The sequence below is a fragment of the Rhodococcus spelaei genome, from assembly GCF_006704125.1.
Classification (GTDB): domain Bacteria; phylum Actinomycetota; class Actinomycetes; order Mycobacteriales; family Mycobacteriaceae; genus Rhodococcus_G; species Rhodococcus_G spelaei.
In genome coordinates this window covers 41769-56137 of record NZ_VIGH01000012.1, presented here as the reverse complement: position 1 = coordinate 56137, position 14369 = coordinate 41769, and the positions used below count along the sequence as shown (strand labels likewise).

12 protein-coding genes and 1 tRNA gene are annotated in these 14369 nt (G+C 68.2%); 4 read left to right on the top strand and 9 right to left on the bottom strand.

What is annotated here, in order from left to right:
• The 6 genes from FK531_RS21495 to FK531_RS21470 form a co-directional block, all read right to left on the bottom strand.
• Positions 1 to 774 carry an ABC transporter ATP-binding protein gene (locus FK531_RS21495; RefSeq protein ID WP_142103129.1) on the bottom strand — a complete coding sequence of 258 codons (774 nt, stop codon included), beginning with the start codon at positions 772 to 774 and terminating at the stop codon, positions 1 to 3.
• On the bottom strand, positions 761 to 1720 hold the full coding sequence (locus FK531_RS21490) for an ABC transporter ATP-binding protein (protein WP_142103127.1): 960 nt from the start codon (positions 1718 to 1720) through the stop codon (positions 761 to 763). Before FK531_RS21490 ends, FK531_RS21495 begins: the two co-directional genes overlap by 14 nt.
• Complete coding sequence (locus FK531_RS21485; protein WP_246098311.1) at positions 1717 to 2964, bottom strand: branched-chain amino acid ABC transporter permease; 1248 nt, start codon at positions 2962 to 2964, stop codon at positions 1717 to 1719. The genes FK531_RS21490 and FK531_RS21485 overlap by 4 nt, the downstream gene beginning before the upstream one ends.
• Positions 2961 to 3998 (bottom strand): branched-chain amino acid ABC transporter permease, encoded by a 1038-nt coding sequence (locus FK531_RS21480; protein ID WP_142103125.1) that lies wholly within the window; start codon positions 3996 to 3998, stop codon positions 2961 to 2963. Before FK531_RS21480 ends, FK531_RS21485 begins: the two co-directional genes overlap by 4 nt.
• A gap of 112 nt (positions 3999 to 4110) precedes the next feature.
• Positions 4111 to 5340 carry a branched-chain amino acid ABC transporter substrate-binding protein gene (locus FK531_RS21475; protein WP_142103123.1) on the bottom strand — a complete coding sequence of 410 codons (1230 nt, stop codon included), beginning with the start codon at positions 5338 to 5340 and terminating at the stop codon, positions 4111 to 4113.
• Positions 5341 to 5625: 285 nt separating this feature from the next.
• The gene (locus FK531_RS21470) at positions 5626 to 6231 is read right to left on the bottom strand and encodes an ANTAR domain-containing response regulator (protein ID WP_142103121.1); all 606 of its coding nucleotides are present in this window, start codon (positions 6229 to 6231) and stop codon (positions 5626 to 5628) included.
• A gap of 110 nt (positions 6232 to 6341) precedes the next feature.
• Here FK531_RS21470 and FK531_RS21465 point away from each other — a divergent pair.
• From FK531_RS21465 to FK531_RS21455, 3 genes are all read left to right on the top strand, one after another.
• Positions 6342 to 6418: transfer RNA gene (locus tag FK531_RS21465), tRNA-Leu, on the top strand.
• A 228-nt stretch (positions 6419 to 6646) separates the two neighbouring features.
• Positions 6647 to 6829 (top strand): hypothetical protein, encoded by a 183-nt coding sequence (locus FK531_RS21460; protein WP_142103119.1) that lies wholly within the window; start codon positions 6647 to 6649, stop codon positions 6827 to 6829.
• Between the two features lie 139 nt (positions 6830 to 6968).
• Positions 6969 to 7205, top strand: a complete 237-nt coding sequence (locus tag FK531_RS21455; RefSeq protein ID WP_142103117.1) for a hypothetical protein — start codon at positions 6969 to 6971, stop codon at positions 7203 to 7205.
• 283 nt (positions 7206 to 7488) lie between these two features.
• On the opposite strand, the gene FK531_RS21450 is transcribed toward FK531_RS21455, so the two are convergent.
• Positions 7489 to 8877 carry an FAD-binding oxidoreductase gene (locus FK531_RS21450; protein ID WP_142103116.1) on the bottom strand — a complete coding sequence of 463 codons (1389 nt, stop codon included), beginning with the start codon at positions 8875 to 8877 and terminating at the stop codon, positions 7489 to 7491.
• 64 nt (positions 8878 to 8941) lie between these two features.
• A complete protein-coding gene (locus FK531_RS21445) occupies positions 8942 to 11767 on the bottom strand; it encodes an ATP-binding protein (RefSeq protein ID WP_142103114.1) in 2826 nt (941 codons plus the stop codon).
• Positions 11768 to 11924: 157 nt separating this feature from the next.
• Here FK531_RS21445 and FK531_RS21440 point away from each other — a divergent pair, with 157 nt between their 5' ends.
• Positions 11925 to 13085 carry a lipase family protein gene (locus tag FK531_RS21440; RefSeq protein WP_246098310.1) on the top strand — a complete coding sequence of 387 codons (1161 nt, stop codon included), beginning with the start codon at positions 11925 to 11927 and terminating at the stop codon, positions 13083 to 13085.
• A 163-nt stretch (positions 13086 to 13248) separates the two neighbouring features.
• On the opposite strand, the gene FK531_RS21435 is transcribed toward FK531_RS21440, so the two are convergent.
• Positions 13249 to 14232: an alpha/beta hydrolase gene (locus tag FK531_RS21435; protein WP_142103112.1), complete on the bottom strand. Its 984-nt coding sequence runs from the start codon at positions 14230 to 14232 to the stop codon at positions 13249 to 13251.
• Positions 14233 to 14369: the final 137 nt, after the last annotated feature.

Here is a 14369-nt window from a genome sequence, read left to right as displayed (position 1 = left end):
TCACCCCACCCCCAGGTACGCGTGCTTGACCGCCGGATCGGCCAGCAACGCCGCCCCGGTCCCGGTCTTGGTCACCTCGCCGGTCTCGAGGATGTAGGCACGATCGGTGCGACTGAGCGCCTGCTGTGCGTTCTGTTCGACCAGCAGGATGGTCGTGCCCTGGGCGTTGATCTCCGAGATGATCCGGAAGATCTGCTGAATAACCATGGGCGCCAATCCCATCGACGGCTCGTCGAGCATGAGCAGTCGCGGCCGGGCCATCAGGGCGCGCCCGATCGCGAGCATCTGCTGCTCGCCGCCGGACATGGTGCCGCCGACCTGGGTGCGCCGCTCGGCCAGTCGCGGGAACAGGTCGAAGACCCAGTCGAGCCGCTCGGTGTAGGCCTGCTTGCTCTCGAATTTGCGGGCGTAGCAGCCCATGTCGAGGTTCTCCTGGACCGTCATACCGGGGAACACCCCGCGCCCCTCCGGCGCCTGCACCACACCGAGCTTGACCCGTTCGTGCGCCTTCATCCGGGTGATGTCGCGCCCGTCGAAGACGATCCGGCCGGCCGTGAGCGGCAGCAGTCCTGACAGGGCCCGCATGGTCGTCGACTTGCCCGCGCCGTTCGCGCCGAGCAGGGTGACCAGTTCGCCGCGTTCCACGCGCAGCGAGACCCCGTGCAGCGCACGGATGCGGCCGTAGCCCACGATCATGTCGGTGACCTCGAGCAGCGGGCTCTCCCGCTCGGGCAGTGCCTGCAGGTCGACCGCGGGCGGGTCAAGAGGCGGCATCGTCGGGCACCCCCAGGTAGGCGGCGATCACGGCCGGGTTCTCCCGGATCGCGGTGGGTAGGTCGTCGGCGATCTTGCGACCGAACTCGAGCACCACGATCCGGTCGGTCACCCCCATCACCAGACGCATGTCGTGCTCGATGAGCAGCACGGTGAAGCCGTCGTCGCGGATCTTGCGGATCAGGTCCATCAGCGCGGACTTCTCACTCGGGTTGAAGCCCGCGGCCGGCTCGTCGAGGCACAGCAGCTTCGGTTCAGTGGCGAGTGCGCGGGCGATCTCGAGCCTGCGCTGGTCGCCGTAGGAGAGGTTCTTGGCCTTCTCCACTGCGCGGGGCGCGATCCCGACGAACTCGAGCAACGCCAGGCCACGTTCGACGGCGTCCCGCTCCTCGCGCCGGTGCCGAGCGGTGCGGAAGATGGCGCCGGGCACCGAGGTTCGGTGCCGCGCGTCGGTGCCGACGACCACGTTCTCGAGCGCCGTCATCTCCCCGAACAGCCGGATGTTCTGGAAGGTGCGGGCGATGCCGAGCCGGGTGATCTCGTTTCGCTTGGTCTTCTCCAGCGGTTTGCCGTCGAACGTGACGGTGCCGCCGGACGGTTTGTAGACCCCGGTGATGGCGTTGAAACAGGTGGTCTTGCCCGCGCCGTTCGGCCCGATCAGACCGAGGATCTCCCCTCGTCTGATCTCGAAGGTCACGTCGTCGAGTGCGACGAGGCCGCCGAACCGGACGCTGAGCCCGTCGGTGCGGAGCAGCGTCTGCCCCTCGCCGGTCGCTATCTCGCGTTGCGGGGCAACGACTTCGGCGACCGTGTCCGGGTCGCTCAGTGCCGGGTCGACGGCCGCGACGTCGACGATGCCCGCGCTCGGCGCCTCCGTCTCGGGTGCGGGCGCGGCCATGTCCTCGTTGTCGAACAGGGCGTCGCCCGGTCCCGGACCCGCGGTCATGACGCCTCTCCTTCCGTCGCGGCGGCGGGCTCGCCTGCGGGCACCGGCCGGCGCACCGCCAGGTACACCTGCCGGCCGTACGCGAGCAACTTCTGCCGGGCCGGGAACAGGCCCTGCGGCCGGAAGATCATCAGAACCACGAGTGCCAGCCCGAAGAAGAGGTACTTGTAGTCGCCGAGGGACTGGCCGCCGACCTGGATCGACATCGCACGGTTCGGGAGGTAGACGATGATGAACGCCCCGACGATGACGCCGAGCTTGTTGCCCTGCCCGCCGATCACCACGGCGCACAGGAAGAGCATCGAGTTGATGACGTTGAACCCGGTCGGATTGATGAACTGGACCTGGCCGGCGTAAAGCGCGCCGGAGAGTCCGCCGATGGACGCGCCGATCGTGAAGGCCCACAGTTTGAACTTGAACGTCGGCACGCCCATGATCTCGGCGGCGTCCTCGTCCTCGCGGATCGCCACCCAGGCGCGGCCGACCCGGCTGCGTTCGAGGTTGCCGACGATCAGCAGCACGACGATCACCATCGCCATGCCGACCCAGTACCACCAGACGCCGGAGTTGACGTTGCCGCCGGTGTTGCCCGCGGAGAAGACGCCGTACGGCTTGTCGTCGGAGACTCCGAGGCGCGGGTACGCGATCTGGGACAGTCCCTGACCGCCGTTGGTGACGTCGGTGAGGTTGTCGGCGAGCAGTCGCACGATCTCACCGAAGCCGAGGGTCACGATGGCCAGGTAGTCCCCGCGCAGGCGCAGCGTCGGGGTGCCGAGTATCAGCCCCGTGAACGCGGTGATCGCGACGGCCAGCGGCAGACACGAGAGCCAGGCCCAGTCGGTGGAGAAGAATCCGCTGGCGCTCATCTTGTTCCACGGACTGTTCGGGCTGGTGAGCAACGCGACCGTGTACGCGCCGACCGCGTAGAAGCCGACATAGCCGAGGTCGAGCAGGCCGGCCTGGCCGACGACCACGTTGAGTCCGATCGCGATCAGCGCGTACATGGCGAATTGCGCCATGACGCCGCCGAAGTCGGTGCCGGGGGTGTCCAGCAGCGGCGGCCGCCACACCGGCAGGATCGCGATCAGCGCGATCAGGGGGACCCCGACCAGCCACTGCATCGGCCGGGCGAGCCCGTTCCACCACCCACGGATCGCGTCGCCGACACCGTGCCGGTCGGGCGGCGGCGCGGCGGGCAGGGTGCTCGAATTCGGTGACGGTGCCGTCGAATTGCCGATGCTCATACCCGCACCTTTCCGAGGCTCTCACCGAGAATGCCGGTGGGCCGGAACATCAGCACCGCGACCAGCAGCACGAACGCGACCACGTCGCGCCATTCGGTGCCGAACACCACCTGACCGTAGTTCTCCATCAACCCCAGCAGCAGGCCGCCGAGCAGCGCGCCGCGCAGGTTGCCGATGCCGCCGAGTACCGCCGCCGAGAACGCCTTGATGCCGAGGATGAATCCGCCGTTGAAGATGATGCCGGACGGGATCTTCAGGGTGTAGAGCATGGCCGCGGCGCCGGCGAGGATGCCGCCCAGCAGGAACGTCAGCATGATCACCCGCTCGCGGGAGATCCCCATCAGCGTCGCGGTGTCGGGATCCTGTGCAACGGCACGGATTCCGCGGCCGAACTTGGTGCGGTTGATGACGATGTCGGTGAGCAGGGTCAGCAGCAGCGCCGCGACGATGATCACGATGGTCACGTTGCTCACCGAGGCGCCTGCGACGGAGAACACCTCGACCGGCTGGACGAGCTTGATCGGCTGCTGTGCGTTGGTGCCGCCGAGTCCCGGCCAGATCTTCGGCAGCACGTAGTGCACGAATTCCTGTAGTACGAACGACATTCCGATCGCGGTGATGAGGAAGACGAGCGGTTTGGCGCCGCGACGGCGCAGCGGCCGGTACGCCACTCGTTCCAGGCCGACGGCCGCGGTCCCCGAGACGGCCATGCCGAACAGCATGGCCAGACCGAGGAACACGACGGTCATGACGACGCCCTCGTTGTACGCGTTGCCGCTGGGGGTGAAGCCCAGCAGTTCCAGTGCGACGTACTGTCCGAACATGCCGAGCATGAAGATCTCGGAGTGGGCGAAGTTGATCAGACGGAGCACACCGTAGACCAGGGTGTAGCCGATGGCGACGAGGGCGTAGATGGCGCCGTAGCTCAGACCGTCGATCGTCAACTGCCAGAAGCTCTTGGTCAGTCCGTCGATGTTGAAGCTGATGTTGCCTGCGTAGAGGTTCGCCGAGTCGGCGAGTGCGGTCGCGATCATCGAAGTAGTTCTCCGGGTGTCTTCGGATGTGGTCGACGTACCGCTCGAGCGGTGCGGCCGGGCCCCGCCTGCGCGTGGTGTGCGCAGGCGGGCGCCCGGCCACCGTCTCGGGTCAGTTGACCTTGTAGATCTGGATGAGCGCGTTGGACAGCTCACCCTTGTCGTTCCACTGGTACTTCTTGCCGACGCCCTGGCCGCTGTAGCCCTTGACGAAGGAGAGCAGCCCGGCTCGGTCCTTGATCCCCGAGTCGATCGCGGCGAGCATGATCGTGGTCAGGTCGTAGCCCTCGACGGAGTAGACGCCGGGAGCCTGGCCGTTGAGTGCCTCGTACTCCTTCGCCAGCGCGGGCGGCGCCGGAATGCAGGGGCAGGTGAGAACGGCGTCCTTGGCCGCCGCACCGGCCTGCTTGACGAACTCCGGGTCGTTGGTGCCGTCGCCGGAACTGAAGGTCGCGGTGACGCCGCCCTCGCGCAGCTGGGTCACGAACGGCGCAGCCTCCGCGTAGTAGCCCGAGTACCAGATCGCGTCGGGCGATTCGCCCTTGATCTGCGAAACCGTTGCGGCGAAGTCCTTCTGACCGGCCTTGACGCTGGCCGAGCATGCCGGGTCCGCGGCGGCGCCGAGCCCGGCGGTGACGACCTTGGCGAGTCCGACACCGTAGTCGGAGTCGTCCTCGACGACGCAGACCTTCTTGGCGCCGAGGCTGCCGGTGAGGTATTTCGCGACGACCGAACCCTGACTGTTGTCGTTACCGAGACCCCGGAAGAAGGTGGTCCAGCCGTTTTCTGTGAGAGTCGGATTGGTGGCCGAGGCGGTGAGGAAGGGCAGGCCGGCCTGGTTGAAGATCGATCCGGTGGCCTTCGTCTCGCCGGAGAATGCCGGCCCGAGCAGACCGATCACGGACTGGTCGCTGACAATGTTCGGCGCGACCTGGGTCGCCTTCTGCGGGTCACCCTCGGTGTCGAACGTCTTGATGGTGACCTGACAGTTCGGATTGGCCTTGTTGTGCTTGTCGATGGCGAGCTTCGCTCCGTACAGGATGTTCTGCCCCAGTGCGGAATTCGCACCGGTCAGCGCGCCCGCCATGGCGAGCGAGACGCCGGAGCAGGTGGCGTTGCCCGTGCCGGCCGGGTTGGCGGCGTCCGTCACGTCACCGCCGGGCACCTCGTTTCCCTCCGCGTCGAGCAGGACGGTCGGCTGAATGCTCAGTCCCGAGGAGGAGGAACCGGACGTGCTGTTTCCGGACGATCCACTGTCGGTCGACTTGCTGCTACATCCCGCGACCGCCAGGACCGCGGCAACGCCGATGACCAACGCGCCTCTCGCTGTACGACGATGCACGTCCCACCTCCGAATTCTGCGCTCTCCGGTGTGACCGGAGGGGCCGACCGCGTCAACCCGGAGTGAACATATCCCCGCCGTAATCAGCTTGCAGGACAACGCAACATACGACCCGAATTCGTGTTTCGAGTGTTACGCGGACTCGTTGCAGGCGCGTCGAAATCCGCCACCCAGAATGGGTCGATGTAGCAGGTGAGAGGGCGTTTGGACGAATGTCCATTTGTAATTCCGGCGGGCAACGTCAACGAAACAATTCGATCTCGAAATTTTACTGACGCATTCGAATTACTTGGGATCGAGAGTCTCGATAACGACCTCGGCGACAACCTTCATCGACGTGCGGCGGTCCATCGCGGCACGCTGAATCCACTTGAACGCCTCGGGCTCGGTGAGCGACTGCGAGGTCATCAGGACGCCCTTCGCGCGCTCGATGACCTTGCGGGTCTCGATCCGGTCGGTGAGGCTCGCGACCTCCGACTCGAGTGCGGCGATCTCGGCGAAACGGCTCGCGGCCAGTTCGACGGCCGGCACCAGGTCGGCCTTCGAGAACGGCTTGACGAGGTACGCCATGGCGCCGGCGTCGCGAGCCCGCTCCACGAGTTCACGCTGACTGAACGCGGTCAGGATGACCACCGGTGCGATCCGCTTGGCGGCGATCTCGGAGGCCGCGTCGATGCCGTCACGGCGGGGCATCTTCACATCCATGATCACCAGATCGGGGCGCAGCTCCTCGGCCAGTTCGACGGCGCGTTGTCCGTCACCTGCCTCGCCGACCACGTCGTAACCCTCCTCGCGGAGCATCTCGACCAGGTCCATGCGGATCAGCGTCTCGTCCTCGGCGACCACGACGCGCCGCTGAACCTGGCTGCCACCTGCGACGGGAGCGTTCATCGTGGGACTTCCCCTTTCCGCCGGCCACCTCGACTCACGTGGCGCGGACTCTAGAAGGGTACCGGTGCTTGACCCTCGCGACGGATCTCCTAGAGTGGTCAATCGCACCAGCCCTCGTATCCCAATTGGCAGAGGAAACGGATTCAAAACCCGTGCAGTGTGAGTTCGAGTCTCACCGAGGGCACCACGCATGATGCACCACCGGTCGCATTGCGAACCACGGTCTCGGCCGTCCGGAGGTCGGGCATTGCCATCGCCGACGGGACGGCGCAATGTTGACAGACAAGGGCATGCCGGCACCGGAGTCTGCCACTCGCATCGACGCCGGGGCGGCTGCACGAACACCCGTAGTTGAGAGTCCGCCATGAACAAGACATCGCTTCGCGTGGCACTGGCAGCAGTCGCTGTCGCACCCATGATCGCTCTCACACCCGGCGTCGCCGCGGCCCAAACCGCAGTAGCGCCCGCACCCGGGTCCGTCCACCCGGTCGTTCTCTTCGGCCAACTCGGGCCGCTCGGCGCCATCCTGTCCTGCGCCCCGGTCGGGATAGTGCCGATCATCGGACCGAACATCATCTTCCCGATTTGCCTGGTCTGAACCCCGGACGAGGCGCCGCACGTTCGCCGACGGCCTGGCGAACGCCGCTACCCCCGGCCACACCAGTATCCGAGCTGTTGACGGACGGCGACCAGCATCGGTGTTCAGGTCGGGACGTGCCGCCCGATACCGTGGACACATGAACGCCGACCTCGCCGATCGCGCGTGCCTGCCGATGAGCGACGGCGACCGCGTGCGGCTTCTACTCGACGTCGTCGAGCTCGCTCAGACCCGCATCGGACCGGACGAGGTCGGCGACCTTGCCGGGCCGGCCCTCTCGCTGCACGGGGTTGCGCTCAACCAGGATGTGGCGCAGGGCTGGAACCTGGCGCTCGAGATCCTCACACGCACGCTCGAGGCCAGGCTCCCGCACTGATCCCGACCCGCCCGGCCCACATACGAACCGACCCCCGCCGCTCACCAGGAGCAGCGGGGGTCGGGTCGGAAATGTCCGAACTACTTCGGCGTGGCCTCGCTGGACCCGAGGCCCAGGCCGCCCAGCACGTCGGCGATGGAAGCAAAGATCTCAGTGACGCTGCCCATGTGTACTCCTACGAATTGCGGGAAAATGACGCGTCAGACTATCGCACGAGCCAACGCAGACAGCAGCTCGAATCCCACTCGACGGACACTGTCCGGACCCGACGCCGTCGGCCTCGTCACCACCGCGCCGCGGCCGCGAACACGCCTTGCGGGTCGAACCGATCCCGAACCGCAGTCAGCCGCCTGCGAGTCTGCGGCGCCCAGGCCGCCCGCACCCGGTCCGCATGCTCATCCGTCGCCGTGCCGGCGAAGTTCATCAGCGACCCGCCGGTCCCCCACGGCTCCATCGCGGCCAGCACCGAATCCAGTGCACCCGGAACCGCATCGGCGATCGGCGGGGCGAGCACCCCGACGGCGAACAGGCTGAACGCCGCGTCGCGGCCGGCGACCGCGTTCGGCACCTCGGCGTCACGACTCAACGCCCCTCCCAGGGCCCTGATCTCCGCGAACACCAACGGCAGTCCACCCACCGGACCGACCGTCGCCAGGAACTCGTCGATCGCCTCGACCGGCAACTCTCGCAGCAGCATCGACCGCTCGGCTCCCGGCATCGGCTCCGTCGGATCGGCGTGGATCGACCCGACGTCGGAGTACATGATCTCGGTGACCGTGTCGACGATCGGCGTCGCCAGATTGCGCAGCGGAGCGAGCAGGGCCTCCCCGTCTTCGGTGTCGCTGACGTGCGCGAAACGCAGGTGCAGCACGGTCCGGCCGCGAAGCGGCGCCGGGACCGCGGCCAGCGGCGGGAAGTTCACCACCGCCACGGAGGAGGTCACTGACTCCGGAACCTGATGCGCCCAGTCACGCCAACCGTGCAGCACCCGGGGCGCGTCGAGGTAGTCGAAGAACATCCCACCGGCATGCAGGGTCTGAATCTCGAAGAGCCGGAACGTGATCTGCGTGACGATGCCGAATGCGCCGCCGCCACCCCGAAGCGCCCAGAACAGATCCCGGTCGTGGTTCTCACTGACCCTGCGCAACTGCCCGTCCGCGGTCACTACCTCGATCTCGACGACGTGGTCGGCAGCGAAACCGAATGTCCGTGCCACCGGACCGATTCCGCCGCCGAGGGTGTACCCGACCACACCAACGCCCGGCGCGGACCCGCAGAGTCCGCCCAGACCGTAGGGAGATGCGGCGTCGAGCACCTGCTGCCAGCGCACACCCGCTCCGACGGTCGCGGTGCGGGACTGCGGATCCACCGCGATGAAGTCGAGCAGTTGAGTGTTGATCAGGATCGACTCCGGGCCGACCGCCGCGGCGCCGTGCCCGGTGGACTGCACAGCCACCGACAAACCGGCCCCGGCCGCGATCCCCACTGCGGCCGCGACATCCGCGGCGCCGGCGGCGACCACGACCGCGGCCGGCCGGTGCACGGTCGCGGAGTTGAACGCCGCGACCGACAGGTCGAAACCACTGTCGCCGGGGCCGTGCACCGGTCCGGCGGTCGCGGCGTCGAGACGCTCGACGATCGAGGGTGCGGATTCTTCGACAGCTGTGGACATGGGCGATTCCTATCGTCGATCGGATCGGTCCGCCACAGCAGACGTGCCCCCACTTACCGTTCTCTTACGACGAGCTTTGCACCCACTGTTCGACCAGGTCGGAGAGCAACGCGTCGACCTGTGCGCGACCGAGATCCGCCCCGACTGCGGTGTGGCGTCGATAGTCCTCGTCAGTGAGCGCATCCCGGATCGCGACCGCCTCCCGCGGCCCGTCGACCGGGTCCATCCACTCCGGCAGGAAACCGATCCGGCTCCCCTGCGCCTGCACCGCGCCCGCGAGTACGGCCGCCTCGGCCGGGTGCCCGGCTCGGGCCAGCACCGCGGCGGCGGTGTGGATCAGGACCAGCCAGGACGTCACGTCGCCATCGATCTCGAGCACCGACTGCATGTCCCGCGCCGACGACATCGCACCGTCCAGGTCGCCGACATCCATCGCGGACTTCATCATCGCCCAGGTCGACGAGGCGACCGCCCATCTGTTACCGATCCGTTCGGCGATTGCGATCGCGATGGCCAACTCGGTCCGCGCCTCGATCGGACGGCCCTCGGTGCGCAGCACCATGCCGAGCACCATCCGGGCGTCCGCCTCGGCGAAATCGGACCCCAGCTCACGGGCGCGCTCGGCGGCGCGTGTGGCGATGCCGAGTCCCTCGGCGTGCGCATCGTCCATCGACAGGAAGTAGCCGAGCCAGGCAGTCAGGCGGGACGCCTCGGCGCCGTCGCCCGAATCCTCCCAGGCGTCGGCCGCACACCGCGCGGCCTGCGCAGCGCCGGCCCGGTCCCCGGTCAGGTAGGTCAGCGACGCGACACCGGACAGCGCGCGGGCGCGCAACCGCGGTTCGGCCGCCCGCCCGTCGGCCGCCACCGCGTCGAGCGCGGCGGTCAGGAACCCGAGACCCTCACCGATCCGGCCCATGCGGTACCAGAACCAGTACAGCCCGCCCGACAGTTCGAGGGCGTAGTGGGCGTCGCCGACCGCCAGCGCGGACACCAGCGCGGCCCGGTGCTCGGCCTGGTCGCCTGACAGCTCACGCATGGTCACCGCGGAACGGGTGCCGTACAGGCTCGGGTGGGCGGCGTTGACTCGCGCAAGTACGTGCGCCCGGTGCGCGGCCTCGGTCTGCGCACGCTCGCCCGGTTCCGCCCGGTCCAACGCAAAATGCCTGATGGTCAGCAACATTCGATACCGCCGGGGTGAGGTACCCGGCTGCACCACGACCAACGACCGGCGCACCAGCGCGGTCAGCGGCGCTACTGCGGCAACGGTGGACGCGACCCCGCCCACCGCGGCAGCGCCCGAGATGTCGAAGCTCTCCGCGAACACCGCCACCCTGCGCAGCAACTCCGACTGCTCGGCATCGAGCAGTCGGTAGCTCCAGTCGACGGTGTCGGCGAGTGCGCGCTGTCTCGCTGGGGTACTTCGTGATCCGCCCTGCAGCAGGGTGAACCGGTCCCCCAGCCCGTCGGCGATCTGCTGCTCCGAGAGCACCCGCAGTTGCGCGGCGGCGAGCTCGATGCCGAGCGGTATCCCGTCGAGTTCGCGGCAGATCGTCCGGACCGCGTCGCTGTTGGTGTCGCCGAGCGTCCAGCCCGGCACCACCCCACCCGCCCGCACCGCGAAGAGGTCGAGCGCAGCGTCCGGCCCCAGCGGCGAAACTTCGTGCAACTCTTCCCCGTCCACGTCGAGCGGTTCCCGACTGGTGGCCAGCACCCGCACCTGCGGACAGCGGTCGAGGAGGGCGCCCACCGCCTGAGCCGTCTCCGCGACGACATGTTCACAGTTGTCGAGGATCAGCAAGGTCGTACGAGAGGACAGCACGCCCGCGAGGTGCTCGACCGTACCGACGCCGGGCAGTCCGAGCGCGGCGGCCACGGCGGGGACCAGCAGGGCGCCGTCGGTCAAGGCACCGAGATCCACCCACCACGGACCGTCCGCGTCGACCCGGCTCCGACAGACCTCCACGGCCAGCCGCGTCTTGCCCACTCCACCCGGCCCGACGAGGGTGACCAGGGGGCGATCGTCGAGCAGCGCTGTCACGGTGTCGATGTCGGCGCCCCGACCGACGAACCGGGTGCGTGGGACCGGCAACTGCGACGCACGCGGGATCTCGGGGCGCACCGATTCGCCCACCGCGTGCAGCGCCTCGTCCTGGGCCAGGACCGCGACCTCGAGTTCCCGTAGCCCGATGCCCGGGTCGATGCCGAGCTCGTCGTCGAGAATCGCCCGCACCCGGCGCAGCGCGGCGAGGGCATCCGACTGCCTGCCGGTACGGTACAGCGCAAGCACGAACAACTCCCAAGCCCGCTCGTCCAGCGGGTACTCGGCGACCACCGCCTCGGCGTCGGTCGCCACCTCCGCGAACCTGCCACGGGAAAGTTCCACGGCCAGTAGGGACTTGCGAGCCTCCAGACGCAATGCCGAGAGCCTGGCGATTTCCGGCGCCGCGAACTCTGCCCCCGCGATGTCGGCGTAGGCGGACCCGCGCCAGAGTGCGAGCGCCTCGCGGTAACGGTCGACGGCGCCGTCCGCCGGGGCATCGGCCCCGCGCTGCACGAGTGCCTCGAACCGCGCAGCGTCGACGCGCTCCCGTTCGACTGCCAGGAGATAGCGGTTCCCCTCACGCACCAGCACACCGTCGGTGCGGCGGGCCCGGTCCGGGCTCAGCGCGTCCCGCAGTTTCGAGATCGCGACGTGCAGCGAACTGAGCTTGGGCTCGGCGAGGTCGTGCCACACCTGGCCGAGCAGTCGCTCCGCCGAAACCGAGTGCGGGTGAGCGAGGACGAGCGCGCCGAGCAGGGACCGCTGGCGGGCGCCGCCGAGCTCGATCTGGTGGCCGTCCCGGACTGCGGCGACCGGTCCGAGCACCCGCAATTCGAGGCCGTCCGGCATCTCGTGCTCCTTGTCCCCCGCCAGTCCCGATGTGCGCCACAGGGTACCGAAGCGGAGCCGTCCACCGTCGTGGTCGACGGCTCGGGCGAGATATCGACCAGGCAACACTTCGTGCAAAGGCTCCGGTCGTCCTGTCCCGCTGAGCTACTTTCGGCGGATGAGACGGCGGGGGTACCTGCAATCGATGGTGGCTGCGGCGATCGCTGCGACGGTGGCGGTGTCCTTACCTCTGCTCGACGTTGGTCGCACGCAGGCCGGGGCCGCACCGGTCAGCAGCACTCAGCAGGCACCCGGCGCGGTTCTCGAATCGTCACCGTTGCCCGCGAATCTCTGGTTGCCGGGTGCCGGCACCGCGTGGCGGTTGACCTACCTCACCACCGGTCCGCGCGGCATCACACCGTCGACCGGCATGGTTTTCCTCCCGCCGGGGCTGCCTCCGGCCGGCGGCTGGCCGGTGATTGCGTGGGCCCACGGCACCATCGGGGACTCCGACTTCGACGCTCCCTCGGTCACCGGTGTCGACGGCGACACCCGGGCCTACGTCAACGACTGGCTCGGTCGCGGGTACGCGGTCGCGGCGACCGACTACATCGGGCTGGGCACCGAGGGGGTACCGCCCTACCTGGACGGCCAGGCGGCCGCCCATGCGGTGATCGACTCGGTCCGCGCTGCCCACGCACTCGATCGGTCCCTGTCACCGAAGTGGGCGGTGGTGGGCCTGTCCGAGGGAGGCCACGCCGCGGTGTTCACCGCACATGAGGCCACCCGCTACGCCCCCGAACTGGACTATCGCGGTGCCGTGGCCAACGGCGTGCCGTCGAACATCGAGACGATCGCACCGCTCGCCGGGCCGTGGTTCCCACCCGCCGGCCTGTTCGCCGGGCTGACCAACTTCATGACCTTCGTGATCGCGGGGGTACGCGACGTCCACCCCGAACTGAACGTGGACAGCTACCTCACCCCCGTCGGCCGTAGCCTCGTCGATGCGGCACCCAACCTGCCGTACGCGGAGTTCGCCAAGCTCAGTGCGAATGTCTCAGTGGCGCAGATGCTCTCCCGTTCGCTCGCCAACCCTGCGCTCCTTGCGGCACTCCGCGACTATCTACAGGTACCGACCTCCGGGTTCGATCGGCCACTCTTCATCGCGCAGGGCGTGCGTGACGCAGTCGTGCCGATCCCGTTGACGCTCAAGCTGATCGCCGACATGAAACTGGCCGGAACCCGCCCGGACTTCCGGGTCTACCCCGGCGATCACATCCGCACCATCTACGACGCCGAACAGGACGAGACCCGGTTCGTTGCCGGGCTCTTTCGCTGACAGGTACGTCGACCTCGCATCTGCATGACCTCGCCGCCGTGGGTGCGCTGGATGCCCGTCCGGCCGACCTGGACGTCCTGCATTCGGATCCGCGAGAGAGCCGTGCGGTGAACTTCGGGAAGGGACGCGGAGGTCGCATCCTTCACCGCCACCCCGCCACCGGTCAGGCCCCGATCGCGCCCTTCATCATCGGCAGCATCGCCCACAGCTGGTCCTGCCAGTACGGCCACGCGTGAATACCCACGGCCGGGAAGTCGAAGTGCGCGCTGTCGATTCCCATCGTGAACAGCCGGACCTGGAACGCCCGCGTCTGTGCGAGCGAGAGCGCCTCGAGACCCATCCCGGTCGCGGTGTTGAAGTAGTCGATCGGGTACACCGGCCGGGTCTGTGGTCCGGGCAGCCCGCTACCCGCCGAGACCCACATCGGCAGTCCGCGCAAACCCTCCGCCTGGACGAACGGGTCGTGCAGTAGCCAGGCGGGATCCCACGGCGGGCCCCACATGCAGTCCGAGTTGTACCGGCCCGCGTCGAGCATCGCAATCCGGATCGCCTCCCGCATGCCGGGTGCGGACAGGTTCAGGTAACCGGACAGTGTGCCGGCGAAACTGAACTGATCACGGTGGCGCGCGGCCAGGATCAGGGCCGCATTGCCGCCCATCGACAGCCCGACCACCGCGTTGTTCGACCGGCTGATGCCGTAGGTCCGTGCGAGGTGGTCGGGCAGGTTCTGGGTGAGGAAGGACTCCCACATGTAGGTGTACGGCTGATTGGTGAAGTTGTTCGGGGCGTACCAGTCGCTGTAGAAACTGGACTCGCCGCCGACCGGTTCGATGACGTTGACCCCGTGGTCGGAGAGCCAGGCGGCGTTGGTCTCGTGCTCCCAGCCACTGACGTCGTCGGTGGCGCGGATGCCGTCGAGGAGGTACACCGCGCGGTTGCTGCCGTTGTCGGCCAGCCACATGCGCACCTTGATCTGCCCGACCCCACCGGGTGCGGGCACCCAGTCCTCACGCAGGCGGTCGTACGGGTTCGCGACCGCCGTCCCCGCGGCGCCCAATGCGACCCCCATCGGCAGGATCACTGCCGCGACGAGCAGCAGTATCACCGACCGCAGCCGGGACGGTCCGGATCGCGCTGTGGCACGCATCAGATCGACCTCCGTCACACCAGTAACATGAGTCGCACCGTGGTTTCCACGGTATTCCCGATGTCCCGGCGCGCACGCGGACTCGGAGGAATCGTTATACGCCGAGGTCGCGCCCCCGGAGCGCTATCCGATCGTGA